This is a genomic window from Candidatus Aegiribacteria sp. (genome assembly GCA_021108005.1).
Lineage (GTDB): Bacteria > Fermentibacterota > Fermentibacteria > Fermentibacterales > JCC-6 > Aegiribacteria.
This window is the reverse complement of the sequence record JAIORS010000022.1, coordinates 31,365-57,973: the sequence shown is the minus strand read 5'-3', so window position 1 is coordinate 57,973 and position 26,609 is coordinate 31,365. Positions and strand designations below refer to the sequence as shown.

Annotated in this window: 19 protein-coding genes, 3 tRNA genes and 1 other RNA gene; 19 read left to right on the top strand and 4 right to left on the bottom strand. The window is 46.7% G+C overall.

Annotated elements, in window-relative coordinates; genetic code table 11:
• From K8S15_01810 to K8S15_01795, 4 genes are all read left to right on the top strand, one after another.
• The coding region (locus K8S15_01810; protein MCD4774768.1) for a CNNM domain-containing protein at positions 1 to 1,057 on the top strand (1,057 nt) is incomplete at its 5' end.
• A complete protein-coding gene (locus tag K8S15_01805) occupies positions 1,054 to 2,046 on the top strand; it encodes a CNNM domain-containing protein (GenBank protein MCD4774767.1) in 993 nt (330 codons plus the stop codon). The genes K8S15_01810 and K8S15_01805, both read left to right, overlap by 4 nt.
• Entirely contained in the window at positions 2,012 to 3,997 is a 1,986-nt protein-coding gene (locus K8S15_01800; protein MCD4774766.1) for a HEAT repeat domain-containing protein, read from the top strand. Before K8S15_01805 ends, K8S15_01800 begins: the two co-directional genes overlap by 35 nt.
• 98 nt (positions 3,998 to 4,095) lie before the next feature.
• Complete coding sequence (locus K8S15_01795; GenBank protein MCD4774765.1) at positions 4,096 to 5,820, top strand: S8 family peptidase; 1,725 nt, start codon at positions 4,096 to 4,098, stop codon at positions 5,818 to 5,820.
• Positions 5,821 to 5,868: 48 nt separating this feature from the next.
• Here K8S15_01795 and K8S15_01790 read toward each other — a convergent pair.
• Positions 5,869 to 5,956, bottom strand: a tRNA-Leu gene (locus K8S15_01790).
• Between the two features lie 150 nt (positions 5,957 to 6,106).
• Between K8S15_01790 and K8S15_01785 the strand changes: the two genes are divergently transcribed.
• From K8S15_01785 to K8S15_01755, 7 genes are all read left to right on the top strand, one after another.
• Positions 6,107 to 6,183 (top strand) — tRNA-Ile (locus K8S15_01785).
• 18 nt (positions 6,184 to 6,201) lie between these two features.
• Positions 6,202 to 6,278, top strand: a tRNA-Val gene (locus K8S15_01780).
• Positions 6,279 to 6,407: 129 nt separating this feature from the next.
• Positions 6,408 to 7,133, top strand: coding sequence for a hypothetical protein (locus tag K8S15_01775; protein ID MCD4774764.1), 726 nt, complete (start codon positions 6,408 to 6,410; stop codon positions 7,131 to 7,133).
• 14 nt (positions 7,134 to 7,147) lie between these two features.
• Positions 7,148 to 7,557: RNase P RNA component class A (gene rnpB / locus K8S15_01770), an RNA gene on the top strand.
• Between the two features lie 14 nt (positions 7,558 to 7,571).
• The gene (gene recJ, locus K8S15_01765) at positions 7,572 to 9,275 is read left to right on the top strand and encodes a single-stranded-DNA-specific exonuclease RecJ (GenBank protein ID MCD4774763.1); all 1,704 of its coding nucleotides are present in this window, start codon (positions 7,572 to 7,574) and stop codon (positions 9,273 to 9,275) included.
• The gene (locus tag K8S15_01760; GenBank protein MCD4774762.1) at positions 9,272 to 11,182 is read left to right on the top strand and encodes a hypothetical protein; all 1,911 of its coding nucleotides are present in this window, start codon (positions 9,272 to 9,274) and stop codon (positions 11,180 to 11,182) included. The genes recJ and K8S15_01760 overlap by 4 nt, the downstream gene beginning before the upstream one ends.
• 124 nt (positions 11,183 to 11,306) lie before the next feature.
• Entirely contained in the window at positions 11,307 to 12,872 is a 1,566-nt protein-coding gene (locus K8S15_01755) for a tetratricopeptide repeat protein (protein MCD4774761.1), read from the top strand.
• A gap of 62 nt (positions 12,873 to 12,934) precedes the next feature.
• On the opposite strand, the gene K8S15_01750 is transcribed toward K8S15_01755, so the two are convergent.
• From K8S15_01750 to K8S15_01740, 3 genes are read right to left on the bottom strand one after another with little or no spacing between them, the layout of a single operon-like run.
• A complete protein-coding gene (locus K8S15_01750) occupies positions 12,935 to 14,518 on the bottom strand; it encodes a hypothetical protein (GenBank protein ID MCD4774760.1) in 1,584 nt (527 codons plus the stop codon).
• Positions 14,515 to 16,143, bottom strand: a complete 1,629-nt coding sequence (locus K8S15_01745) for an HD-GYP domain-containing protein (protein ID MCD4774759.1) — start codon at positions 16,141 to 16,143, stop codon at positions 14,515 to 14,517. Before K8S15_01745 ends, K8S15_01750 begins: the two co-directional genes overlap by 4 nt.
• Positions 16,143 to 17,177, bottom strand: a complete 1,035-nt coding sequence (locus K8S15_01740) for a hypothetical protein (GenBank protein ID MCD4774758.1) — start codon at positions 17,175 to 17,177, stop codon at positions 16,143 to 16,145. Before K8S15_01740 ends, K8S15_01745 begins: the two co-directional genes overlap by 1 nt.
• 48 nt (positions 17,178 to 17,225) lie before the next feature.
• Here K8S15_01740 and K8S15_01735 point away from each other — a divergent pair, with 48 nt between their 5' ends.
• From K8S15_01735 to K8S15_01700, 8 genes are all read left to right on the top strand, one after another.
• Positions 17,226 to 18,473: a radical SAM protein gene (locus K8S15_01735; GenBank protein MCD4774757.1), complete on the top strand. Its 1,248-nt coding sequence runs from the start codon at positions 17,226 to 17,228 to the stop codon at positions 18,471 to 18,473.
• Positions 18,466 to 19,275: a hypothetical protein gene (locus tag K8S15_01730; GenBank protein ID MCD4774756.1), complete on the top strand. Its 810-nt coding sequence runs from the start codon at positions 18,466 to 18,468 to the stop codon at positions 19,273 to 19,275. Before K8S15_01735 ends, K8S15_01730 begins: the two co-directional genes overlap by 8 nt.
• A 6-nt stretch (positions 19,276 to 19,281) precedes the next feature.
• Entirely contained in the window at positions 19,282 to 20,301 is a 1,020-nt protein-coding gene (locus K8S15_01725; protein MCD4774755.1) for a [FeFe] hydrogenase H-cluster radical SAM maturase HydE, read from the top strand.
• A 134-nt stretch (positions 20,302 to 20,435) separates the two neighbouring features.
• On the top strand, positions 20,436 to 21,890 hold the full coding sequence (locus K8S15_01720) for a hypothetical protein (GenBank protein ID MCD4774754.1): 1,455 nt from the start codon (positions 20,436 to 20,438) through the stop codon (positions 21,888 to 21,890).
• Positions 21,887 to 22,282, top strand: coding sequence for a hypothetical protein (locus tag K8S15_01715; protein ID MCD4774753.1), 396 nt, complete (start codon positions 21,887 to 21,889; stop codon positions 22,280 to 22,282). Before K8S15_01720 ends, K8S15_01715 begins: the two co-directional genes overlap by 4 nt.
• Before the next feature lie 12 nt (positions 22,283 to 22,294).
• Entirely contained in the window at positions 22,295 to 22,669 is a 375-nt protein-coding gene (locus K8S15_01710) for a type II secretion system GspH family protein (protein MCD4774752.1), read from the top strand.
• 18 nt (positions 22,670 to 22,687) lie between these two features.
• Complete coding sequence (locus K8S15_01705; protein ID MCD4774751.1) at positions 22,688 to 25,072, top strand: type II secretion system GspH family protein; 2,385 nt, start codon at positions 22,688 to 22,690, stop codon at positions 25,070 to 25,072.
• 12 nt (positions 25,073 to 25,084) lie between these two features.
• Positions 25,085 to 26,587: a pilus assembly PilX N-terminal domain-containing protein gene (locus K8S15_01700; protein MCD4774750.1), complete on the top strand. Its 1,503-nt coding sequence runs from the start codon at positions 25,085 to 25,087 to the stop codon at positions 26,585 to 26,587.
• Positions 26,588 to 26,609 lie beyond the last annotated feature (22 nt).

Below are 26,609 nucleotides of genomic sequence, written 5' to 3'. Positions count from 1 at the left end.
TCTCTTCGGTAATACGGTTGTGAATATTACCACTTCGGCCATTGCGGCAACCATCGCAGCAGGGATGCTTCCCGGCAGCAAAGGCATCAGCCTGGCACTGGCCGTGGGTGTAACGACATTTCTTCTTCTGATTTTCGGTGAGATATCACCCAAAACACTGGCGGTGTCTCACGCTGAGAAATGGGCATCAAGAAGTTCCCTGGCGTTGCTGGTTTTCATGAGAATATGTACTCCCATCGCTTTTACTCTCTCTAAATTTTCGAAGTTCATCTCTAGAAAAATAGGCATCAAGAGTCCTGCCAGCAGGCTCTCCCGAGATGAGATAATAGCGATGGTTGAACTGGGTCAGTCAGAAGGTCTTCTCGGATCCGAGGGAGGAGCAACACTGAACCTTCTGACACTGAATGAATCGCAGTGCACCGATGTAATGAGACCAAGGTCGGAAGTGGCAGTTCTGAGGACGGGATGGAACGAGAAACGGTTCAGCGAAGTCATGAGAAGCACCGGACATACCAGATTTCCCGTACTGGACGGTCCCATGGAGAAGGTGGCGGGTTACATTGATTCCAGGGAGTATTTTACCTCCGGTGACGGAGAGCCCCTTAACATTCATCATCTTCCATCTTTTCCCGAGAATGCTCCTCTTGAAGCAGTTCTGAAGGGATTGAGGGATTCAGACGAAGAAACCGGTGCCGTATTTGACGAATATGGTGACTGGACAGGTATTGTCACAGTACATGATATCCTTGATTATTTCCTGTTCAGTTCCGCCCTGGAACCTGGTACCCTTCCCGAAGGCGTAAATGTAAAGGATGGATGGCTCGAAATACCTGCCGCAATGAAGCTCTCAACCCTTTCGGAGCTTACGGGAAAGGATTTTCGTGCCAGGTTCGCTGAAACATGCAGCGGGCTGGTTCAGGAGGTCACTGGAAGGATACCGTTAGAGGGAGAGGAAATTCAAATTTCGAATTATCTTTTCAGAATAACTTCCAGAGAGGGACCCAGAATGGATCGTATGGAAGTCAGGCTCATCAGCAAAGAGGAGCCTGAATCATGATGCTGTTTCTGTTTATTCTCGCGGTAATACTGGCAGCTTTTTCCAGCGGTGCGGAGTCCGCATTTTCTGCAGCTAGCAAAATAAGAGCTTACAGCCGCCTCAGGGAAGGCAAAAAATGGTCTCGTCTTTCACTGAACTTCATTGAGAATCCCCGCAGATATCTAACCACGACTCTTGTTGGAACGAATGTCGGCGTTGTTCTGGCATCAAGTATTACTTCGAGGTTTTCAGAAGGATTTGATATTCTCTGGGTTGAACCGGTTCTCATAACTTTCCTATCTTTCTTCATACTGATATTCGCGGAGTTGATCCCCAAACATCTTATGCTGGTATCGAAGGAAAGCGTGGTCTCGAACTTTTCATTCCCACTGCTTGTACTGAGAATAGTTCTATTTCCTGTTATCCTCATCGCCGATTTCTTTTCATCTTTGATTGTAGGCAGAACGAGTGATTCAGGCGTATTTGAAAGCAAGAGCGAAATTCTTGGGCTTCTTACCGATTCCTCATCGGATGCCGGGCACATCGCGGAGAGAATTCTTAGAATGAACGATGTGAGAATTGGTAATGTCATGAGGAAACTCAGAGGAATACCCGTTACCGGAATAGGAGAGACCAGGAATGCAATTCTTGAGAAGCTTATCGATACGGAGTACTCCTTTCTGCTGGTATGTGAAAAGGATGGCGAGACCATTCGGGGATATGTGGATGGCAATTCAATAGTAAAATCCAGCAGCGTACTCGATGGGAACGGGGTTGAGGGGTTACCTTATTTTGAAGCAGGGGATGATCTTATAAGTGTAACGGCAAAACTTAGGAGGTCAGACGCTCCCGCGGGGATCGTATTAGGAAAGACCGGGCAGCCCGCGGGTATTGCGATTCTGGATGATATTATAGATTCTTTACTGGGAGAAACGGGAACAGCTTCAAAAGTTGAAGTTTCGTCTGAAAAACTGATTGAGTGGTGCGATGGGAGAGCAGTTATCAGGTAAATTCGTATGGATGGGAGATGAAAACTCCCCGTTTTCAGGTTCCATTGATATAGACAGATGCAACCGAAGAGACTGCTTTGCAGTTCTTGTTTCTGGAGATCAGGACCCCGATAAAGTGCTGGAAACGATCAGAGGCTTTTGCGGTTCTGAAATTCCCTGGCTGGTGTACTGCTCGGATAATAACATCGAGCAGTGGCTTGATACCGGAGCTGCCGGGTTTATTCCGGCCGGAACATCGGAAAAGACCATTCGGGCAACTCTTCGTGGTATTTTAAAGCTCCTCGAAAACGCAAGCACAAGAAATCCTCTCTCGGGGCTTCCCGGAAATATCTCAATTACATCCAAAATTAAATCCGTTGTCATCGATGGGCACGGGCTGGCAGCTTACTTCGATATATCCGGTTTCAAACCTTTTAACGATTACTACGGCTTCAGCAGAGGAGATGCCGTACTCCGAGCGGTAGCGGCAATACTGACTGAGAACCTTCCGGCGTATTTTGTTGGTCATGTAGGCGGCGATGATTTTATAGCGGTAGGGAAAGGCGACGAATTTGTTGAGTCCGTCAAACGCGCCAGCAGAATTTTCAACGGAAGGGCCGGCGGTTTCTACAGTGGCAGAGATCACGCCGCGGGCGGAATCGAAGCCCTGGACAGATCCGGAGAATTCCGGTTCTATCCCATTATGGATCTTACCGTATCGGTAGTTGACGGAACCGAATGCAGCAGCGTGGAAGAACTTGCGCATCTGGCCGGACTTGAGAAGAAGAGACTTAAGGGAGAGCTCCTTCCCGATACTGTCGCGAGCTTTCTCAGCGGCGGGGATGGAATGCCCGGATATCAGGATTTCAGAAAATGGTTGCGGAATTCCGATCCCGATATTTTGCAGATCAAAGCTCTTATCGAATCAGCGGGTATCCTGGGAGATAAAAAAATGGCTTGTTGCCTCATTGAAATCCTCAGCAGTGAAAAGGATTACAAAGTCCGTAAGAGTGCTGCCAGGGCACTTGGGAACGTTGCGGGAAAGGATTCAGTGGAGGCTTTGAAGATTGCGATGAAGGATAGTAACGCACACGTCAGAACCGCTGCGACGATGGCGTTGCCATTTGTTCTGGGAAGCGAAGCGGGAGCCCTTCTGAAGGATGCCGTTAACGATGAAAATACCTGGGTTCGAAGGGCGGCTCTCCGGGGTCTGGGTATAAGCGGCTGGCAGGGAGCGGTAGAAATCCTGAAAAACGAACTTGGAAAACCGAACGGGGGGAGGTTCTGGCTGAACTTCAGACAGGAACTTGCCGCAGCTCTGGAAGGGGCTGCATTTCTTGGGAATCCGCTCCTGGCAGACTCGGTGGTTTCTATTCTCAGGGGAAATCCGGGTGTTGATAAAGAAACCATATGGAAAACGCTGATTACGCTCGGAGGACAGATCTGCGTTGATGAAATGCTGAAAGCAATTGACAGTAAAGACTATTTTGAACTTCTGCCGCAGCTTGACAGGTTCGATCCTGATGGACTGCCTGATAAATTGGTTGAGAAACTGGAACTATCTTTTATTTCTCTTGAACCCAAGAGACGCAGCGATCGCATACAGATTCTGAAATTCATTGGACGACTGGCTGGCAAAGCATCCGGTGAAACTTCGAATTGGCTCCTTGACAATCTTGACAAAAGCACTGATTCAGATGAATTTGAAGCTCTTCTGGAGACTCTGAAATCCAGAGAAGTCGCGCCCAGAGGCTACGATCTTGCGAGGATCGTTGACAAAATCGCGAAGAACAGATTAAAACTCACAAGAAAAGGTATCGTATCTATGCTCCGATGGGCTTCAATGGGTAATTATGCTCTTTCAAAAACCTATCTTGAAAAACTTATTAGACACGATTCCAGGGAAATAAGAATAGCCGCTGCGAGAACAGTAATCAGTCTTGCGAGAAAACAGGCGAAGCAGAACGTTTGATCTCATGCACGATCTATTGCGTTCAACTTCTGATGTAATTATTACTTATGCAAGTTATTCTACAGTTAAGTGTAATTACATCTGAAAGGAATAAGGTAGTGAAGTATATTATTCTGCTGCTTATAGCTGCTGTACCCGCATTCTCAGGAACCATTCACCCGGATCTACAGGATCTGATTCAGACCTCCGAGAAAACTGAACTCATTCCTGTTTTCATACTTGCCCAGGGAGAACTCGACACCGATTGGATCGATGCTGTCTCGGTGAATATGATTCGCGAGGAAAGACAGGAATTCGTTGTTGATGCGCTGAAGGATATTGCCGATGTATCCCAGAGGAGCATTATCAGAGAGCTTGGGATCTATACTACAGAAAGTGTTTGCAACATCGTCTCGCTCTGGTTGGCAAATGCTGTTTACTGCGAAGCGACACCTTCTGTTATCAGTCACATTGCTTCACGAAGTGATGTAACAGTCATTGAACGTGCAGCCCATGAAAACGCAGGGCTGATCTATCCCTACGATGTACGGGATGCAACACCGGAAGAACTCGGTAAGGCGATAACCTGGAGCGTTACAAAGATAAACGCTGACGATGTATGGGCCCTTGGTTATAACGGCAGTGGAGTCATAGTCGGTGTAATTGACACCGGTACCGACTACAACCACATGGATCTTCACAATAACATGTGGCACGATACTGCTGCAGGCTATCATTACGGATGGGATTTTTACAATGGGGATGATGATCCAATGGATGACCACGGTCATGGAACCCACACTTCAGGTTCTGTCTGCGGCTACGGTACAGAAGGTACCGAAACGGGTGTAGCTCCCGGCGCAACCTGCATGGCTCTCCGTATTAACTACTACAGCGGTGGCGAGTATACATGGATACAGGCCATGGAGTTCGGCACCGACAACGGCGCTTCAGTTCTTACTATGTCCCTTGGCGCTCCCGGAACCGGTAATGCTACGCTAAGAACCGCGGAAGAGAACCTTCTTACCGCTGGAGTTTACCATAGTGTCGCAGCCGGCAATAGTGGCCCTGGCGCAGGAACCATTCTTTCCAGCGGAGACTGCCCGCCTCCATGGTTCCACCCCAATCAGACATACCATGGGGGACGGAGCGCGGTTGTTACTGTAGGATCTACAAATAGCAGCGATGTTATAGCGGGTTCCTCAAGCCGAGGACCCGTCGGCTGGTGGGGCTCCGTATCTCCCTGGAACGATTACAGTGATACGGAACCTCTTATCGATCCTGACATCTGCGGACCGGGAGTAGATGTGGTAAGTACCTGCTGGGGCGGTGGATATACAACCATGAGTGGAACATCGATGGCTACTCCGCACATTGCCGGTGTTGCTGCGCTCATACTTGATGCGAATCCAGCGCTGAGTGTGGCCAAGATCGACAGCATTATCGAAGTGACGTCACTTGATCTCGGGGCCAGCGGGAAGGACAACACCTACGGCGCTGGAAGAGTAGACGCGCTTGCAGCTGTTCAGGCCGCACTTGTGGTTGGTATTGAAGATGGCCCACAGTCTGCTGATCCCGCGGGAATTCTGATCAGCTCTATCAACCCCAACCCTGTTCATGGCCTGGCTTCTTTTGAAATTTACACCGAGGATACAGGAATGATTGAGATAGGTGTTTTCGATATATCGGGCCGCAGGATTGCGATTATCAGTGCTGAAGAAATCGCTTCAGGAACCCATGCCTGCAGCTGGATGGTTCCCGAAACAGTGGGGAACGGTATCTACTTCGTTCGTGCCAAATTAAACGATACTACCGTTTCATCAAGGATGACAATTATTAGGTAGAGCTGTTTGAATAAGAAGAGGGCACCCTATTGAAGAGTGCCCTCTTTCTGGTACCGGAGGAGGGACTTGAACCCTCAAGTCCACAAGGGACAACGGATTTTGAGTCCGCCGCGTCTGCCGATTCCGCCACTCCGGCATAATTCTAAAAAACGCTTTCAGTAAACGGAGATCACTGCCCCGGGGAATATGAACGATTACAGAGAGAGAATGCAAGGGCTTCCAAACTGATGAAAGAATATTTCATCTTGACAAATGAGCCTTTTTGAGATAAATTCGTTCTCTTATCGGGCCCATAGCTCAGTTGGCTAGAGCCACCGGCTCATAACCGGTCGGTCCCTGGTTCGAGTCCAGGTGGGCCCACCAGTATCATTTTGCCTGGAAGGGCGGGTAGCTCAGTTGGCTAGAGCACAAGCTTCACACGTTTGGGGTCGCAGGTTCAAATCCTGTCCCGCCCACCATTCCATGAAGCGGAATAAGTGGTGCTGTGATTATGTACTATGATGCATGCATCAAATTTGAAACCGGTTTTAACGGGGTACCCTCGGGGTACCCCATTTCTTTTTGTTGAACGTATGGGGGTAGTAACGATGAGAGAGGATCTTAAGAAAATATTGCTTTTACAGGACGTTGATTCCCGTATAGATCGAGTATCTGCGGAAATGGATGAAATCCCCCGGGAGAAGCTGATCCATGAACGGGAACTTAAGTCGCAGAAAGCGGAATACGAGAAGGAAAAAAGAAAACTGGAGGAAACGAGGGAATCCAGCAGAAAATGCATCGAAAACAAGGAAGCTCATGAGAACAGGATGGCTGAATTCAAGGGCAAGCTTCTTGAGATGAAAACGAACGATGCCTACAGAGCCATGCTGGAACAGATCGAATACGCCAGGAACAAGGTCAGCGGTCTTGACAGTCAGATAATTGAAAAGATGTACGAAGAGGAACAGGGCGAGAAAGATCTGGAAGAAGCCAGAAAAATATGGGAGCGAAACAAGAAGAGATCGGAGAAAAGACAGAATATCCTCGAAGGACAGCTTGAAGTTCTTAAGGAGAACATTGAAGAACTGATGGCTGAAAGAAAAGTCACAGCTTTGGATATCGGTAAGCGTATGCTTGACAAGTACGAACAGCTTCACGCAAAAGGCAGGGGTCTGGTAGTTGTGGGGCTTCAAAACGGAACCTGCGGAGGCTGCCTGACCAATATACCGCCACAAACCGCTGTTGAGATAAGCCAGGGTGAGACTTATATCTGTCCAATCTGTGGACGATTTGTGATATGGAAAAATGACAGCTCCATGGCAGGAGCAAAATAACTATATTTTACTATAGGGTCAGGTGAGTGGTCGCCCCCCACCAGGGGGAGGAAAGTCCGGGCTCCACAGGGCGGGACACCGGGGAAATCCCGGTTCCGGCGACGGAAAGAACGTGCCACAGAAACGAAACCGCCCCCGATGTGTTTTGCAGGTCTATTCCAATTGAATAACGATGCTATTGTCGGGGGTAAGGGTGAAAAGGTGGGGTAAGAGCCTACCGGGATGCTGGTAACAGCGTTCGCATGGTAAACCTTGTCCGGTGCAAGGCCGAATAGAGAGGGAGGTCTCTTAGAGACCAGGGAGCTGCCCGTTCCCTTTGACCTCCGGGTTGGTCGCTAGAGGTGTCAGGCAACTGGCATCCCAGATGGATGACCACTGCCGCCTTATGGCGGAACAGAACCCGGCTTACAGCCTGGCCCTTACTATTTTGGAGGAGTTTTGAGGAAACGCTGGGTAGCCAGACCTGCGCCTGGATTGAATATCAAAGAAGCAAGTAACCCTCGCAATCTTCCGCAATCCATTTCTCTTCTTCTGACGAGGCGGGGATTATCTGGCGAAAAACTGGACAGATTTCTTCATCCGGATATGAATTCGTTGTCTTGCTGGCAGGACATCGGAGGAGTCCGCAAGGCCGCTGAACGGATCGTTCACGGGATTCAGAATAATGAAAACATCATGGTTCACGGCGATTTCGATGCCGATGGAATTACAGCCACCACAATAGTCTACATGGGGCTGCGATCACTCGGAGCCCATATTGACTACTTTATTCCAGACAGGTTCGAAGACGGATACGGATTGGGCGAATCCAGTATCGAAGTATGCAAGGCTGATAATACCAATTTGTTCATTACCGTTGACTGCGGTATCACAGCTGCCGGATATGTTGAAAATTTAAAGAGCATGAACGTAGATACTATCATCACCGATCATCATCAGCCCGGAAGTATCCTGCCTGATGCCGAAGCAGTTGTTGATCCCGTGCTGGATGGTGATACTCCTTACTCAAAACTTGCCGGTGCCGGTGTTGCCTGGATGGTTGTCAGAGCTGTTTACGATCTTCTTGACGCCGATAAAGAATATCTTCATGAACTGCTCCAGCTTGTGGCGATAGGTACAGTGACAGATGTGGTGGAGCTTATCGATGACAATAGAATTCTGGTCTCCGAGGGTCTGAAGCTGCTTCGCACAAGGACGTTACCAGGTATATCCGCTCTCGCAGAATCCTCGTCTGTTGATATTCAGCAAATGAATTCAACGGATCTGGCATACTATCTTGGACCCAGGATCAATGCTTGCGGTCGGATAGGTCACGCGGAGGACGCGGTTAAGCTGCTTCTCGCGGGTAGCAGTGAAGAGGCGGGGGAATTGATAAAAACCGTGGAAGAATACAATCGGATACGTAGAAAACTGGACAGTGAAATTGAAGAACATATTATTCAGCTTGTTGAGGCTCTTGATAATCCTTCTTGCATCGTAATGGCGGACGAAGGATGGCACCGGGGCGTAATAGGAATAGTCGCATCGAGGCTTGTTTCAAGGTACGGTGTACCATCGATTATAATTTCTATCGAGAAAGGCAACGGTTATGGTTCTGCACGAAGCGTTCCAGGAATACCGATTTATTCAATTCTCACCGGAATACAGGCGGAACATGGGATAATGGATAGTCTGGGAGGTCATCCGATGGCAGCGGGTTTCAGGATCCCAACAGGCAACATCTCCATTCTCAGAGAAGAGCTGATCAGCATTCTTTCGGGAACGGAGTGGGAAGCGCGTCTGGGTTCGGTTCTTTATATTGACGGTAAACTCGAGGAACAGGATTACAATGCTAAAACTCTGCGAGCTATAGAAATACTTGAACCATTCGGAGAGGGCAACAAAAAACCCGTATGGTTGGCAAGGGGAGCCTATCCTGTACAATGGAGAGCGGTCGGGAAAAGCGCGAAACACCTCAGCTGCAATTTCAGAATTGGTTCAGCTGTTCATAAGGCTATCGGTTTTAACATGGTGAACAGCCAGTCACTGTTCAACGGAAAAGTTGATCTCGCGTTTACTCTGGCACTGGATACCTATCGCGGGGACGGAAGTATACAGCTTATTCTCAAGGGTATCCGCAAGCATAGGAAGGCTGCAAATTGAAGTCAGCCATTTCGGAGAAAATAGACGATGTTTTCAGCGGAAATATTCTGAATTCTTCAATTCCGGAATATTCGGTAAGACCCCTCCAGGTGAAATTCGCTCAGGCGGTAGGTTCCGCAATGGATACAGGGGGTATTCATCTCTTCGAGGCCGGAACCGGGATCGGTAAAAGCCTTGCGTACATTATTCCCGCTGTGCTGTCCGGCAGAAAGATATTCATATCAACAGCAACGATAACCCTTCAGGACCAGCTGGCCAACAAGGACGCTCCGGCTGTGCTTTCGGCACTGGATTCCGATGCTCTGGTAAGTGTGTTGAAGGGGAGAAATAATTACCTGTGCCTGAGGAAATGGAAATCGGGGAGCCCATCATTCAGGATTGAAAGCGATTTTGAGCGGTGGGCCGAAACAACGGAGGACGGTGATATCTCATCTTTCCCGGAAGAGCTTCCTTCCCAGGTATGGAGGCATTTTAGATCTGACCATCTTGACTGCATCGGATCTTCCTGCAGTTTCAGGGGTGCCTGTCATTTTTTCAGAGCAAGAAATCAAGCCAGGAAATCGGACATTCTTATTCTGAACCATCATCTGCTGATATCCGGACTGATGGCCGATGAAGTACTTCCCGGAGCCGATGTGCTTGTAATAGATGAGGGCCATCGACTTGAGGACGCAGCAAGCTCCTGCCTGGGTCTCTCACTTGGTGAAGGCATGCTTATACCGATTTTCGATGGAATTGCTTTCAGCGAGCTGGATACGGTGAAAAAGGCTTCTCTTCTGGAAAGAACCAGGCAGTTGTCCGCCGCAATTGCCGATCTTACCGACGGGATAAAAGAAACATCCGTGTGGGATCCTGTTGATAACAGTGAGGGACTTCTAAACGTTCAAAACATCGCCAGACAACTTGTTTCCGATGTTGAAAAAATAGAGGATATGCTCCCTGTTGCGCAGGCTGCCTCTGCTGTTGTACTTACATCCGGTGGATTTCTGGATATCAGCACAGAGGAGTATTGCTGTTTCGTGGAAACCGGTCGAAAACAGCATGTTTTGAAGGGTGTACCTCTGAATATCGGACCAGATCTGATCGATACGGTATACTCGAGGTTTGATACTACTATTCTGACTTCAGCCACGCTGACTGTAGCCGATGAATTTGATTTTTTCCGCAGCAGGCTTGGGGCATGGGATGCCCTTTCAAAAAGCTTTGGAAGCCCTTTTGATTACTCTTCACAGGCTGTCTTGTCCATACCTGACAATCTTCCTCCTCACAACTCACATGAAGATCTGGCCATGGCCGCCTGGGGATGGGGCAAAAAAATCGCAGAGCAACTGAATGGAAGGACTCTCATGCTGTTCACCAGTTACAGAAACCTGAAACTGGTAAAACAGATAGCTGAAAAGGAGCTTAATCCCGACATAAGGCTTTTTGTTCAGGGCGAGATGTCAAGGAATGGTATACTAAAGGATTTCAGAGAATCGAGCAGGGCGATTATTCTGGGTACTTCCTCATTCTGGGAAGGCGTTGATCTTCCCGGAAGCATGCTTCAGGCAGTCATTATTGACAGGCTTCCCTTCGCTTCTCCGGGGCATCCTCTTATCAGGGCGCGAATGGAGCTGATAGAAAAGCATGGGGGAAGTTCCTTCGGACAGTATTCTCTGCCCCTGGCTGCAGTGCGCCTCAGGCAGGGGGTGGGAAGGTTGATCAGGTCGCTTGATGATACCGGAGTTGTAATGATCATGGATAGAAGAATTCTTACGAAGAACTACGGCAGTGTATTTTTACGATCCATTCCACCCTTCAGGATAGTCTCGGAGAATCAGGTTATGGACTTCGTATTGGAACACTGTTCCTCCTCAGGTGTATCATCAATGAAGGGTCTTACGGAAAAGCAGGATCAGGATGAATAATTATGTTTTTTGACGGAATATCAGGTTCTTGCCTGAAATGCTTAATGGCACCATATTTGCCATCTACTATTCGAATAATATGTAACAATACACTTCTTGCATCATCTGCTTAATGGAGGAAAGAATGATGAGAATAATGTTCGCGACAGTATGCCTGATTCTGCTGGCCTGCGGTATCGCGGTTGCTTCGGAGGATTCCGAATCCGCAAGAGTCGGTATAGTACCTTTCGGTTATAGTGGTTCTGATGCCCGGTGGGTTAGCGAGAAACTTTACGACGCTCTTAAGGATATTTTTGAGGAGAGTCCCGATTATTCCTTCATTTCCGATAATGATCTTGACGATGCATTCGAAAATCTGGGTTTCAATCCATCTGATTTCGAATACGGAGTTCCACCGGACTTTGTCGCTGATGCCGGTATTGCTCTTGGAGCAGAGATAATACTCTACGGTAACATAGCCCCTTCTGGAGATGAATTTCAGGTTTACTGGAATGTAAGTATACCCGTTTCAGGTAACACGATTAACGCGGATCCTGCCATGGTTCCGAAGAACTCCGATCCCGTGAAAGAACTTGCTGAAAGCATGATTGATGAGATTTCGGAGCTCGTTGGCGGCAGAATACAGCAGGCGCTTGACCAGGCCGCATTCAGTATCCAGATGAAAAACTGGTCCATGGCTATCATGTTCCTGAACCAGGCACTTTCCGTTGACCCGTCTCTACTTGAGGCAAGATTCCAGCTTGCTGATATCTACCTAGAGGCAGAAGTGGATTCAGTGGACAAAGCCCTCGATATGTATGAAGAGATTCTCGCTGAAGACGAAACAAACGCAGACGCGTTAACCGGAATCGGAAACGTACACCTTGCTCAGGATGATGCCGCCAGCGCGAAAATTTACTTTGAGAATGCTGTGGATATCGATCCGGAGAATGCGGATGCTTATCTCGGACTGGCTGAAGCATATCAGGCACTTGGAGAGCTGGATCAAGCAGTTGCGAGCTTCGAGACAGCACTTGCGTCCAATCCGGATAACCTTTCTATTAAATTCCCACTTTGTCTTCTCTATTTCCAGACGGAGGAGTACTCCAAGGCTATACCCTATATGGAGGAAATACTTGCTGTAAACACTAATATGAGCGGCCTCAGGCAGCGTCTCATACAGTCCTACGTGAAGATAAGCGATTACGGAAAAGCTGCTGACAATGCGGTGATCTATCTGGAATCAGACCCGGATAATTCACAGAAGATTCTCTACACCGCACAGGTAGAATCCTGGGCTGGCAGAACAACCAGCGCTGTCAACAGGCTGGAATCTCTTATCTCAAGTACTGGAAACAGAGAAGCGTATATACTTCTTGCGTCAATCTACCGTGACAGCGGACAGCGGGGTGCAATGCAGGGCGTGTTTTCCCGCCTCAGCAACTCCTATCCTAATGATCCACTTGCCAACTATATGATGGGGGCATTCTACTACCAGAGCGGCTCAAACAAGGCTCGCATATCGGAACTTGTTTCCGAGAATATACCCACATGGCAGAATGCTATAACCGATTTGAACACTGCAATATCGTACCTGTCGCATGTAACCGGATACAGGGCAGGAAGCGCCCAGAACATGGTGCAGGCTGCTAATAATTCTATCTCTCTCTGCCAGGAGAAGATCGACAGAGTTGAGAGGTACAGTCAGTAAACTACTAAGATACACTCTGTAAACTATCGCCGGCATGGTTACGACCAGCCGGCGATTTTCTTCTAGATTCTGTAATCTGAGAAAGCCATTCTATCCTTCTGTTCGGATATGTTTTCAAGTATCTCAACGATGTCCGGATCGTATATGAGTCCGGCTCTTCTTTTGAGTTCGAGAATGGCATTATCCAGTGACTGGTTAGATAGATTAGCCGCGAAATTGCTGGAAACCGATAGAATTCTTGAGATAGCAGGGATTGATTTTCCATGCAAATTATCAGGTTTTCCGGATCCGTCGTAGTTCTCGGTCAAATGTCTTATTCCCTCGACAACTTCAGGAGGCAGTTGAAACTGGATTCTGACAGGATCAGATGAAAAAGCTTCATGCCAGTCCTCCTCTGCCTTTTCCAGAATTGTGGCTGTCAGATGAAGCATGGCAGCCATTTCAATATCCTCAAGCGCATCGGTTGTCATCCCCATTTTTCGTCCTATTTCCATCGCAATATTCGCAACGATTCTACTGTAGCCGGTCTGTCTGCTGTCCGACATATCAAGGGAGTATACCATCGCTTCAAGACATTTCCAGCCGCTCTTGAATACGTTATCCCGGAGTTCGAGATTTTTCAGTACCGTTTCGGTCTGCAGTATGAAGATCTCAATGCGTTCTTTATCCAGTGTTGTCTTTGGTGAAGGCCATACTTCCAGAAAGAGGCCTTCCTCTCCCTTTCGAGACAGAGGGATTGTTCCAGAGGTTTCAAAGCCGGTGGGATATGTCATTGAGATGTTCTTCCAGGTTACTCTCACAGCTTCCGGTTCAGATGCCTGAAACCAGAAATTTGCGAGAATTCTCAGGGCTTCAATTGGAGTGTCAAGGTTGGTGAGGATCTCAGAGTGTTTGCTCAGTTCTTTATCTAGAAATCTGGTTCTTGAATAGGAGAATCTTGCTTTGTCCAGAAGCATTGACAGCCCTGTTTGAAATACAAGTATAGTAATCACGCCTGCAATAAGATTCCATTCCCAAACATTTGAGGAAAGATTTTCAGTCTGCAATGCAGCGGGAAGAAGAAAGAGGATGAAGAATCCGGGATAGATAACCGATCTGACATATTTACTGAAAGTCCGCTTCATAACTTTCATTCCGGAGGCTTCGGTTAAGAATCCGAGAAGCTGATTCAGAAATACCACTATCAGTACCGCAACTGAAAGTGCTGCAGCGGTCAGGTATTCGTTTCCAAATATCCTATCGCGGAATTGGTAAAGTACGAAAGCTGTAATTCTTAAGGACAGAAGACATACCAGCGCAGTTTTAATTGAGTTGAGAAAACAGTTTCTGGATGTTTCACCAATTCTGACTGTATAAATGAACATACCGGTAAAGACGGATAGAATGAAGCCTGTTTCCTGCAGAACCGTATACCCGGTCAGTGCCATGTATCCCTGAAAGACAGGAAACAGAGTCACAGGATATCCTGTTGTTCTGTGGCTCTGCATCCCTATAGTGTAAATGAGTCCGATCCATATGCAGGACAGCATGAAGTATTCATTGACGCCCGGAAGCAGAACATGCTTAACAGGTACCCACAGAATAAGCAGAAGAACTGCTGCTCCGGTGAAAAGAGTCAATCCACTGTCTGTATCATTTGAAGTCATGCCATGCTCACTTTTTCGTTTTTGAGTATCGATTCAAGTGCGCTGACGATCCTTGAATCGAACTTACTTCCCTCTTCCGCTCTTATAGATTCAAGCGCGTTTTCGCCCCCGGATATTGAATGGTACGATCTGTTGCTTGTAATCGCATCATAGGTATCGGCTACTGCAACGATTCTTGCCATGAAAGGAATATCCCCATTGCGAAGGCCATCCGGATATCCATTTCCATCGAGTCTTTCATGATGGCTTCTGATTATTTCTACCACTTCTTCGTAACCTGATAATCCGGAGACAATTCTTGCGCCTTCTTCGGGATGAGCTTCCATGATTTCCCGTTCTTTTTTTGTCAGAAGGCCTCTTTTGGTGAGAATTGATGCTGGTATTGCCAGTTTCCCGATGTCATGGAGTATTGCAGCGACACGCAGTGTTTGAATGTTCTCAGGGGAAAGGTGTAGATACTTGCCGAGTGAGTATGAAAGGTTGGCAACTCTCAGCGAATGACCGTGAGTATAATTGTCCTTTGAATCGGCCAGCCGCGCAAGCATAACCGCGGCAGCAAGAAATGACCTTTCGCTTCGCAGGGCATGACCCACTGTCTCCCATGAATGAACCAGTAAAAGCACAAGGTTTTCGAGAAGATTGAAAGGTATCTTCTGGAGGATATCTTTTTCAGGACCGGAGAACACAATTATCACATCTTTATTATCCGTTAATCCAAGAGCTGTCCCCTTGATGCTCTTCACTGAAAAGTTATTTGTAAACTGGCTTTTGGAGGGTATGGTGCCTGTAACATCGTTCTTCATACAACAGGATTGTTCATCCGAGCTCCAAAGAATCCAGTCATAGGTTCCAGTTGATCTGGTGAGTGCTCTTATGCGGCTGCCTGAATACTTGAAGATATTATTCTGCAGTATGTAGATGTACTCAATATATGAAGATGATTTCATCAGGCGTGCGGCCAGTCTGTCCTGGAGGCTAATCTCTTTTATTCTCTGTGCATTCCACTGATTTTTCCTGTTTATGGACCTTCCGATGAAAGAGAAACCGGTCAATCCTACAGAAGCCAGTGCGGCTCCGAGAACGTCAGCTTTGATAACCATGATTACAGTCATGAGTGAGAGGGGGATAGCGGCTATATATGAAATCAGTATCCATCCTGAAAGTTTACTGATATCTGATCCCTTTACAGAGAATATTATTGTGATGATGACCTCAATTAAGATCAGAACAGGTAGAACTGAAATAGTAATCATCTGGACGGGAACTCCGGGATTTAGTTTCTGGTATACGACAGGACCGAATTCAAGCAGTAGAACCATAAGAATTCCAGAAGTGACGTACCGCCAGAATTGTCTGCTCGATACAGTTCTTCGAAGAGCAGCGCCTGCGACAACGGAGGCAAGGGCGAAATAGACAGTTGGATTATGTGGACAGAGAAAGAAGAGGGATAGAATAAAAACTCTATTCAGTGAGAATTCGAAGGAAGGTGCGGACAGCATCGGGAATCCTCCGGTTACAGCACTGCCAAGGGCCAATATCGCAAGAAGGATCATGGAATCGTGCCCGATTCCAGCTGTTACTTCAAGAGTGCTGTTGCCAATAATCTCGGATATCTGCACAATCATTATTCGTTTACTCCCGACGCGAATACCTGGACCAGAACCAGTTGCCATTCGTATTCTGAGGTTTCCACTGCTCCCGATATTCCCATATGGGTATAAGCTTCAGCCATGCAGGTCTGAAGATGGAAAGGGCTGATAAGAATCATTGACCATGCCTCCTGATATCCTCTTCCTCTTCCGATATTCTCACCGTACACTGATATACTCTGTGAAAGGATTTCTGGCAGGCTGCCGGTATTGAGACCGAAATGTGAAAACGATCCGGAAAACGCAAGGTTTTCCGCTCTTATAGAGGCGAGACTGTCAAGTGTTCCGCTGGGCTGCAGAATCTGTATCCCCTTGCTGTGTCTTATACTGTTCAATTCACGAAATACTTCCGATGGGCTGTCAGCCTCGGAACCGGTTATTCTCATTGTGCCGTTGAATACATCTGCTGCTGTTCCGCCTGCAATAATAGGAAAAAGAAGCTCAATAGACGGTCCTGAAGATGTCTGTTGCATAACCTCTACCCAGTAGACTCCTTTCAGTGGAGTGTTAAACAGGAATCGGCCCGCTGAATCAGGGCAAATTTCAAATACTTCGAGATTCGGCGTTCCTATAGCCGTCTGAGGTTCGCTCAGCAATTCGTATCCGTCAATGAAGAAGAACGCTTGAGAGCCAACTGCAACTGCCGGTTGCAGATTGGAAGGCAGACAGATATACTGAGGAGCAGTAACCAGAACCATATCCCCATCGGGAGTCCAGGGGGCAGCTCCGTAATACCTGTATTTCCCCGAAGTATCCATAAGTAAAGCTGCCATTTCATCGCTGTCTCCTGGAAGCAGCCTTACACTGGTAAGAAGACCGAACCAGTTATTGTAAGCAGCCAGGATGGTAAATCTTCCCCCTGACGGAATATATCCAAGAAATGATATGTCAGAGGCGAGGCTATCAAGCTGTGGGATTCGCTGAGGAGACACACCTGCCTCAGTTCTTACCGAACACAGGAATATGGATATCACAACTGCTGAGTAAAAACAAATTCTCATATATTTCATTATACTTGAAAATACTCTTTGACAAAAGAATGAAAAGAGGGCATTAACTTGAGAATTCTTCTGGCGCAATCCCCCACAGGCCGTCCTGAGGCTCCGATTTTCCCCATCGGACTGGCCTTTCTCGCGGGTCAGCTTTCGCGTCACGAGGTCAGAGGGCTGGATCTTAGCCTGGACAATGACTACAGAACAGTATTGCATGAAGCAATTCATACCTTTAATCCCGACATTATAGCGATATCCCTGAGGAATATTGATGACAGTTCGTATCCGGTTACCTACTCCTATGTAAAACCTTTTGCTGAAATAATGAAGGTACTTGAATCCTGGGATGGAATTGTGATAGCTGGAGGCACAGGGTTCTCGATATATTCGGATATCATTATGGAGCAGTACTCCAGAATCGATTATGGAATACCCGGTGAGGGAGAGATAATATTCCCCGAACTTATAGATCACCTTGAGAGGGATACTATGGTAGAAGGATGGAATGGCGGGAGGATTCTGCCCTGGAAACCGGCGGATCTCGGGAAACTGTCATCTCCGGATTACAGATTTATTGATGTATCCTCTTATACACTTCCTGACGCAATAGGTATACAGAGCAGAAGAGGTTGTGCCTTTGGCTGCACTTACTGCACATATGGATATTTAAGCGGGGCTCGTATCAGAGAGAGACCTGTAGACCAGGTCATCAGGGATGTCACGGAACTTATGAGTCTGGGAGTATCCCGATTTCAGTTCGTTGATTCCGTATTCAACGCTCCGGAGAAATATTTTGAAGAACTGCTTGAAGCTCTTGAGCAAGCTGACTGCGAAATATCCTGGAGTGCATGGATCGATGAGAACATAACACGTAAACAGCTTGAGAGAATGAAAATTGCAGGTGCTGTAAAGGTTGACTTCTCTCCGGATGCAATAACAGATAAGGGCCTGAAAATGCTCGGGAAAAGGATGAAAGCTGCGGATCTTCTACCTGCTGTAAGATCTGCAAGGGAGGCGGGGCTTCAGGTCGGTATTAATTTTTTCAATGGTAATCCCTCTGAGGGATTTTGGGCTTTCCTCGTGAAAATCTGGTTCATGCTCAGGGTAAGACTTACGCTCGGGTGGAAGTCGACATTTGTGAATATCGGTACGATAAGGGTATACGCACATTCTCCACTTGCGGAATATCTGAAAAGAAAAGCCCGGGTAGACGAAGAGTGTACCTTTTTTGAGCCTGTGTTTTACAAAAAACATGGTCCTGGAGATTGGCTATACAGACTTTTCCAGAGGATACGGAGAATGAGACATGACTGATACAGAGAACGGTTTCAGATTTGGTCTGATAGGCTGGCCGTTAGTTTTTTCTCTGTCACCACTGATTCATGAAGAGTTCTTCAGGTCATCCGGTTTAAGTGGTGAATATGCACCCTATCCTGTTTTTCCAAACAGATTCACGAAATCGGTTTCAGAATTGTTCAATAGCGGCATCACCGGCCTGAACGTTACTTATCCTCACAAGGCAGCGGCTGCGGAAATGTGTAATGAGATAAGTAATGATGCAAAAGGTTCAGGAGTAATAAACACGATGAAAGCGGTTGGCCGGCATATTGCCGGTTACAACACAGATATTTACGGTTTCGACCGCTGTATCGATGATAATGGTCTTATCGAACCTTTTTTCATTGTTGGCAGCGGAGGCGCAGCCCGCGCAGTAGATTACGTTATGCACAAGAAGCATTTGCGATATGGGTTATACTGCAGGAATCCCGAGAACTGGACTGGCTTTTCCTCCGCTATGAAACTGGATGAGCTTAACGATGCTTTAAGAAGAACTGACGGCGGGACTGTGGTGAACGCAACTACACTTGGATGGAAAAACGATGATGCATTTCCGGTGGAGAAATCACTGCTTGAGAACAGAATATTCGCTGACATGAATTACAACAGAAACTGGCACTGGAGAAACGATCTTCATGTTAATCAGGTGGAAGTATATACAGGGGAAGTCATGCTTGTGAATCAGGCTGCGAGATCCTTTGAAATATGGACGGGTATTGCACCTGATATTGATGAGGTTCTTGAAATGGTGCGCAAGAGACTTGAAGAAGGGTCGTAACGACTGTTGAAAATTGATAATAACTGGATTGAGAAATGTTTGAATCATGGTTTTGCGAAGGATGATCTGAAAGCTGTTCTCCTGTCATCCGATTCCGAAGCTGACCTGCTTTACGGAGCTGCAAGGGAAGTAAGAAAGAAATATTTTGGAGAAAGAGCCTTCATCAGGGCTGTTATAGAATTCGCGAACACCTGCAGGTGCAGTTGCCTGTACTGCGGCATGCGTGTTGAAAACACAGAAGCGCCAAGGTTTACACTTGAACCGGACGAGATAGTTTCCGTTGCCCGGAGGGCAAGGAAAAACGGTATCAAAACTTTCTTTCTGCAGGCTGCGGAGAGCGAAGAGTACAATGCGGAATGGCTTGGAAGCGTAATCAGTAGAATATCCGAGATGGGGATGATGGTTTTGCTGTGTGTGGGTATTCATAATGTGAATGACCTCGATATATGGTACAGGGCGGGGGCGAGGAAATTCATATTGAAGCATGAAACCTCCAATGCAGACCTCTTCTCGAAGATGAAACCTGGATTTACCCTTTCGAAGAGAATTGAGTGGTTGCGGACCCTTAGAAAACACGGGTATCACATTGGCTCCGGACCTTTGCTGGGCCTGCCGGGGCAGACGATAGACTCACTGGTTGATGATCTGTTTCTAATGAAGGAGCTGAAAGTTGAAATGTCAAGTATTTCAGTGTTCCTTCCAGCCCGGGGTACGCCTCTTGAAGATCATCAGGTAGGAAATGTGGACCTGGGGCTGCGGTTCATCGCAGCCATGAGGCTGTACCTTAAGAACACTCTCATTCCTGCCACCAGTACTTTCGAGCGGTTGAGGGAGGATGGACAGCTGAAGTGTTTCAACGCAGGAGCGAACGTAATTACTGTGAACATGACACCACCGAGGCTGCGCGATGACTACGAACTGTATTCTGAGAGGTTCTATGTAGGGCTGGAACATGCCAGAAATACCATTAAACGGGCAGAGCTTCAGGAGACTACAGAATCAGACCTTCTTGGGAGAATAGTGTAATCCACTTGCATGCGATGTGAAAGAACGTGCATACACCGCGCTAAATTAGTCATAATATGTAACAAATATGTGAATAAATTGGCTATATTCATCTTTCCGGATATGGTAAGTTTCTTGCATCTATATTAATTGTTATGAAAAGAAAAAAAGACAGATCGTTTAACAAGACTTCAATGGGAACAGCTCTTGGCCTTACCGCGGCTGCTTCCGCATCCGTTCTGCTTTCTATATCACTTCTATTCGGATACGTCTCGAAAGTATCTGAAAGACAGAAAACGATGGAAAAATCGGCGCAGGCAGAATTATCACACGATGCAGCAGTTGAATATGCCGAATTCATGTATGCTTCCAGCAGGATATCTCCTGAGGATTCCATCCCGCCTGTTGAAACCGGTGGAATGGTATCGCAATTCCGGATTATTGAATCTGCACCAGTCGAAAGCAGAACACTTCGATACGAGTTTCCAGGGATTTCCGGATTATCAGTTGTTCCATCCCGCAGTGGTCTACTGGTTGCGGGAAATACGGATGACAGTATTCTGGTATATCTGAGAGAACTGGATGCGGTAAGGAACAGACCAGGTTTTCCAATAGCGATTTGTTCCATACCGGACAGCTGGATTTTAAAGGAGTGCATGCCCAATATTGAACCTCTCTGTGTCCTTGCCTGCGATAACCCTACGGTTGATGTTCTTTTCACCATATCCGGTGATGGCACATCATCATCCTATTCTCTTGGGGATTTAGGGATTTCAGAACATTCGGTTATCACCACAGGCCTTACAGAATCAGGTCCTGTAGTTGTTATAACTGATGGACTTAACGCAGGGATTGCCATTGAACTCGATACCGGAGAAACCAGATATCTGTATTCTGTATTCGGAACATGTCCTGTGATTATGCCGGATGGAAGAATATACGGTGAAACGTCGCCTGATGGATCTGCGGTTTTCATACTCGATCCTCCTGTGATTAAAGATGTCTTTTTCGGAGATTTTGATCTTGACGGGAATTACGATACGGTTTGGGCAAGCCAGGGATGTCTCGCCTGCATATCTTCGGCCAGAGGAATGCTTATTAAAGATGAATTAGATTCCGCTGAGTTAATCGCATGGGGATATATCGAAGGCAGACAAGGATTGGGAGGACTATGGAATCATGAGGATTCGGAGATACGCTGGAGGAAGTATCTTATAAATGGTTTTCAAAATCTTGATAGTTACAGCGCGGTTCTCAAAGAGTACAAAGGAAGAATTTATTCTTATCGGAATACTTTAACTGGTAACAGAAACGATAATCTTGAAATAGTCAATTCCGATTCCTCGAACCGGAGCTTATTCTCGATTGACAGAGGCATTCCGGAGGATTTCAATGGTTCGGGGGGAATTGATGTAGCTGTCATCTCAGAAGAAACTCTGCTGCTGTATCTGGATCCGTCCGGATCCGAAGACGTTCTGGTGGAACTGGAAATTTCAACAGGTATACCCGGTGAGGAACCCGTTCTGGACAATACATATACATTCAGAGTTGGTTCTTCGAATAGAGACAGGATGGTTTTATCAACACCGGTGTGGGGGGGCAGGGGATGATGAATAGAAATCATTTTTCCCTTCAGAAAGCGTTGCTTCCAGCGATAGCCCTGATACTGATTGTCTCCGCAATCCTGTTCTCCATGAAATTTTTCATTTTGGGAAGAATGGAGCTGTCAGACAAAAGAAACGCTCTGATACTGGCGACAGATCGAATGGCCGATATTGACTATCTGGCGGATGTTCCAGAAGACGGTTCATCGACTTACAGTGAGATTGCCGGCAATTCCGATTTCATTATCAGAACATCTGTATTTACACTTTCAGAGAATGAACGCGAACTGTCTGTGGAGGTCACATCGTCTTCGGGAGAAGAAGTTAAACTTGTACGAAGGATTTATCTAAATCGTAGCAGTGGAAACGATATTGAAATCAAGTCGATTAACTATTAACGGGAGGGAATTATGAGAAGCAAATTTCGTAGAAGCAATCAGGGAGGATTTACCCTGGTTGAGTTGCTTGTCGCAAGTGTTATACTGGCGATTCTTATTGTGAGTCTTGGTTATTTCATCACCCAGATGATAGACAACTCAAATAAAGTCGATGATAAAACAAAAGCACTGGAACTGTGCAGGCAGGGTCTTGAGCAGTGCAGAACGGTTGAGCTTGCCACAGGGGTAACTTCAATAGACATAGTCCTTGGAGGGATGACTTACACAAGGGAACTGACTGTCAGTGATTACAGTGTGGAGTATTCAGAGGCAAAACTTGTTGTATGCAAAGTTACATGGAGCGGCTCAGGTTCGTCCGAATCGGTAACTTTGAGTACAGTGTTTTAATAGAGCAGGAGGATTGTAATGAATTGGCTGAAAAAAAGCAGAAAAGGCATGACACTTGTCGAGATCACGGTTGTAACCTTGATCCTGGGAGTTGTGCTTGGAGCGGTGTTTCTTCTGCTTACGAGGGGGACAGAGGAGTTCCATTTCTCAAGAAGGCAGAATGAACTGAATATCTCAGGAAGGCAAGTTATTGAAGCCTTGACGAACTCGATTATCTGGGCCGGCTATATGCCCAATCCGAATTGGGACGATGATGAATGGCACCCGATTACATTGGCAGCTATAAATGAGATCGAGTTTTACGCTGACTTCGATCCATACTCCCCTGCTGAGGCGGTTCTGGGGGATACGGAATACAGAAGAATCAAACTTCTCACATCCGGACACGTTCAGATAACCGATAGAACTGGTGCAGTTCTACAGACGGTAGGTAGCGATCTAACCAATCTCTCGTTTACTTACCTTGATGAAGACGGAGTAACAATTGATACCCTTACTACAGAGGAACAGCGGGATCTGATCAGGCATATTCAGATAAGAGTTGAACTTTCATCGGAATACGCTGGTAATGTATATCAGACCGTGATGTTTACAACTGTAACACCTCGGAACCTTGGACTTAGCCATAACATCGATCCTAGTTTCGGTGGATGGCCGGAAATCAAAGGAAATATCGCCTTCAATGTTCCAGGTGTAGCTGGCTCATCGGTTCCAACCATTCATGAAAGCTTGATGGTGAACAGATTGTGCTTGTGGGGTTATACAGTATCGTTATTGACAGACGATTGTCTGCAAACTTACGATTATTCAAGTATTAACCTGCTTATTCTCAGACACATGGAGTCGGGTATTCACCCCTCTCCCATTGCTGAATTCCTGAAAACTCTTCAAGTTCCCATAATCACAATGAATGCGGAGGAGGCCTCAGGAACGTTTGTGATGGGCAGCAGTTTCAAAGACGAAACGGGAACTATAATGAGGGTAATCGAAAACACACATCCGGTAAACAACGATCTCCCGGACCCGTTGTTCTCAGTCTATTCCGAAGCTGGAGAGCATTCGGTCCTGTACGATTTCGATGCCGAAACAACTTTGCTGACAAAAGCGAATGACGGTGACGATTACTCCGGGGTATGTTTTCAGCAGATCGGTGATGACCCAACACGCAGAGTGCATTACTCCCCATGGGAAGCTTTAAAATACACCAGCGATGGCTGGCTGCTCTTCAGCAACACGGTAGCGTGGGGAATCTGGTACCCGGAAGAGGATATTGGTGAACCTATCATGCCGCTGGAGGATTTCGAAAGAACGGATGAAGATTTCCCGGAAATGATCATCACATCAATTGAATTCGAAGCGACTTTCTGTCCTACATTTGCTGACTCATTTACATACGAAGATGTCGATGTCTACATGAGCGCAATTAGCGATGATGTTTTTGCTGCAACCGGCGAATGGGTCAAGGCAACCATGGATTACGTCGCAGCGGATGTTGAATGGACAGCCACATGGGAAGCGGACAGCAGCTGCTGGAATAAGATCGTTCTCGATACCCCCTTCGTGCTTCCTGCCGGTGAGAATCTCGCCATAAAAATAGAGAAGCATGATGAGGATATTTCAGGATCCTTTGAATGGGGATGTATCAACACAGGAACGGATTATCAGTGTCGCGACAACTCCGATAACGGTACTGATCCGAACAGCCTGCCTAGAAACAGCTTCCTTCCTGTAATAAAACTGAATACGGCTATTCATGGAACAATTGAGATGATCGAGAGATCAGATAGCAGGGAAGAAGTACCTGTAAATACGATGTTCAAGTATTCCGACTTTGAAGGAATATACACACCTGACCTTTTCCCTGTTAACGAATGGGTACATAGCGGAAAGAAAGATGACTGGCAATTTGGTGAACCTGTATTTGTACCGGATATTGATCCGGCCCTGACCGTTGATAATGGCGATAGAATAGCCGGAACAGATCTCGGAATCGTAATCCCACCGGATCTACCAGGATCCTACGATGGATACTACGAAAATGACGCGTTTTCCCTGTTGGTTTCACCTGCCTACGAAATGCCCGCAGCAGGCACATATAACAAGATAACTCTGAGGCACTACCGATGCGTCAGGCTGGCGCCGGCGGATAATGGATTGGTCTGGGTGGGTTTTTCCGATACGGAAACGCCACCTGACTCTGTTTCAACCGATTGGCAGCTGGTTAGAACGTATATCGATAATCAGAATAGCTGGGCTTACGAGAATAAAGACATCAGCAGCAAATTCAATGATTATTCCACAAGTTCGTACTTCTTCCTCAGGTATGGTCTTTGTTCTAATTTAAATGATTTTCGCGGTGGCTGGAATCTTGATAATATCCAGATTTATGGAGATAGTATCTAGAAGGAGGATGACATGAAAAACATAGGGAAGAAAAACGGTTCCGCGCTAGTGATGACCGTAATCATTATGGTGGTTCTGATGATCATCGGAAGCGGAGTCTATACATTATTTCAGGCGAACGTATCATCCTACGAATGGCAGAAAGAGCTGCTTCAGGCCAGATATACAGCGGAAGCGGGAACGAACCTTGCTGTATGCATAATTATGGCCGGCATTGAAATGCCTCAGGACACTTACCCCAGGCAGTTACTTCCGGATGATGGAATTGGCTGGTACAGTCTTGTCGGAGGAGACCTGGGTGAAATTGTCGTCTGGATCGATCCTGATGATGATAACAAAAGGATTGAGGCTGCAAATGCCTACGGAGTAAGAGTGCTCGGCCGCGTGCAGACTGAAGACAATTCATTCACATACGGCATGGAAGTTAAGATGATGCCTGAGAACTTTGCCCGGTTCGCCTGTTTTCAGGATGATGGATTTTCATCTGGCTACTACTGCGACGGCTATGTTTTCAGTGGACCGTTTTTCTCAAATGGTCCGATAAATATAGCAAGCAGTAATTCTTCCACAGCTAACGATCCATACTTCTACAGTTTAGAGCTTGCCAGCAGAGCAGGTGGCGATGGTTACTACTATGGAACGAGTCAAACAGCCGGAGGTTTAACTACTGTACCCGAAAGAGGTGATCTTCAAATACAGCCGTACGAAAGAATGCTCATGGGGCCTCCCTACTTCGATATGCACGCCGAGCCGATACCGTTCAATTCAGGTTCTGTGAACTGGCAGAGGGCAAGGACAAAAGCGATAGATGACGGTCTGTACTTCGATTCATCTTCTCCGAACGGCGAACTTCCAGACAACGCAAGGATTATGATAGCTCACGATACTCTGTATGTGAAAAGGGATGCAGCTGCTGTAGAGGAAATTTTTGTTCTTTCCGCATTAACAGAACCTGTCGTATGGATCGATAACGGCAATGGCGACAAGGTTTACATAAAGCAGTATCCTGACCTTTTGCCACGTGGAATCAATATGCCTTTAACGATCGGTGTGAACGGAGACATATACGTTTCAGGTGATCATTATTATATCAATACCGATATTCTTGATGAAAACAATGATGATCTGCTTGGTCTCATCAGCGTACACGGAGATATCGTTATCGCGGAGGATCCGGGTGATGCATCTGATTGGCCTGCCCCATGGAGAATGACAACTGACGGCAACATATATTTCAGTGGTACATTCATGGCTCTGGACGGAGACGTTCATGCTGAGAACTATAGTCAGCCAAGCACCTTCGTTGCGGATTTCCATATCATCGGAGGTTACCTCGCTCAGGCTGAAGGATATACAAGCACTTCTAACAAAGGGCATAATATAGTAATCGATTACGATACAAGACTGATGACCAGGCATCCACCATACTTCCCTCAAACGGGACAATGGTCAACTATATACTGGGAAAATATATCTGATTTAAATCTGCAAAGTATAGAATGGAACAGGTATTAAACTGAGTAAACGTGATTGTATA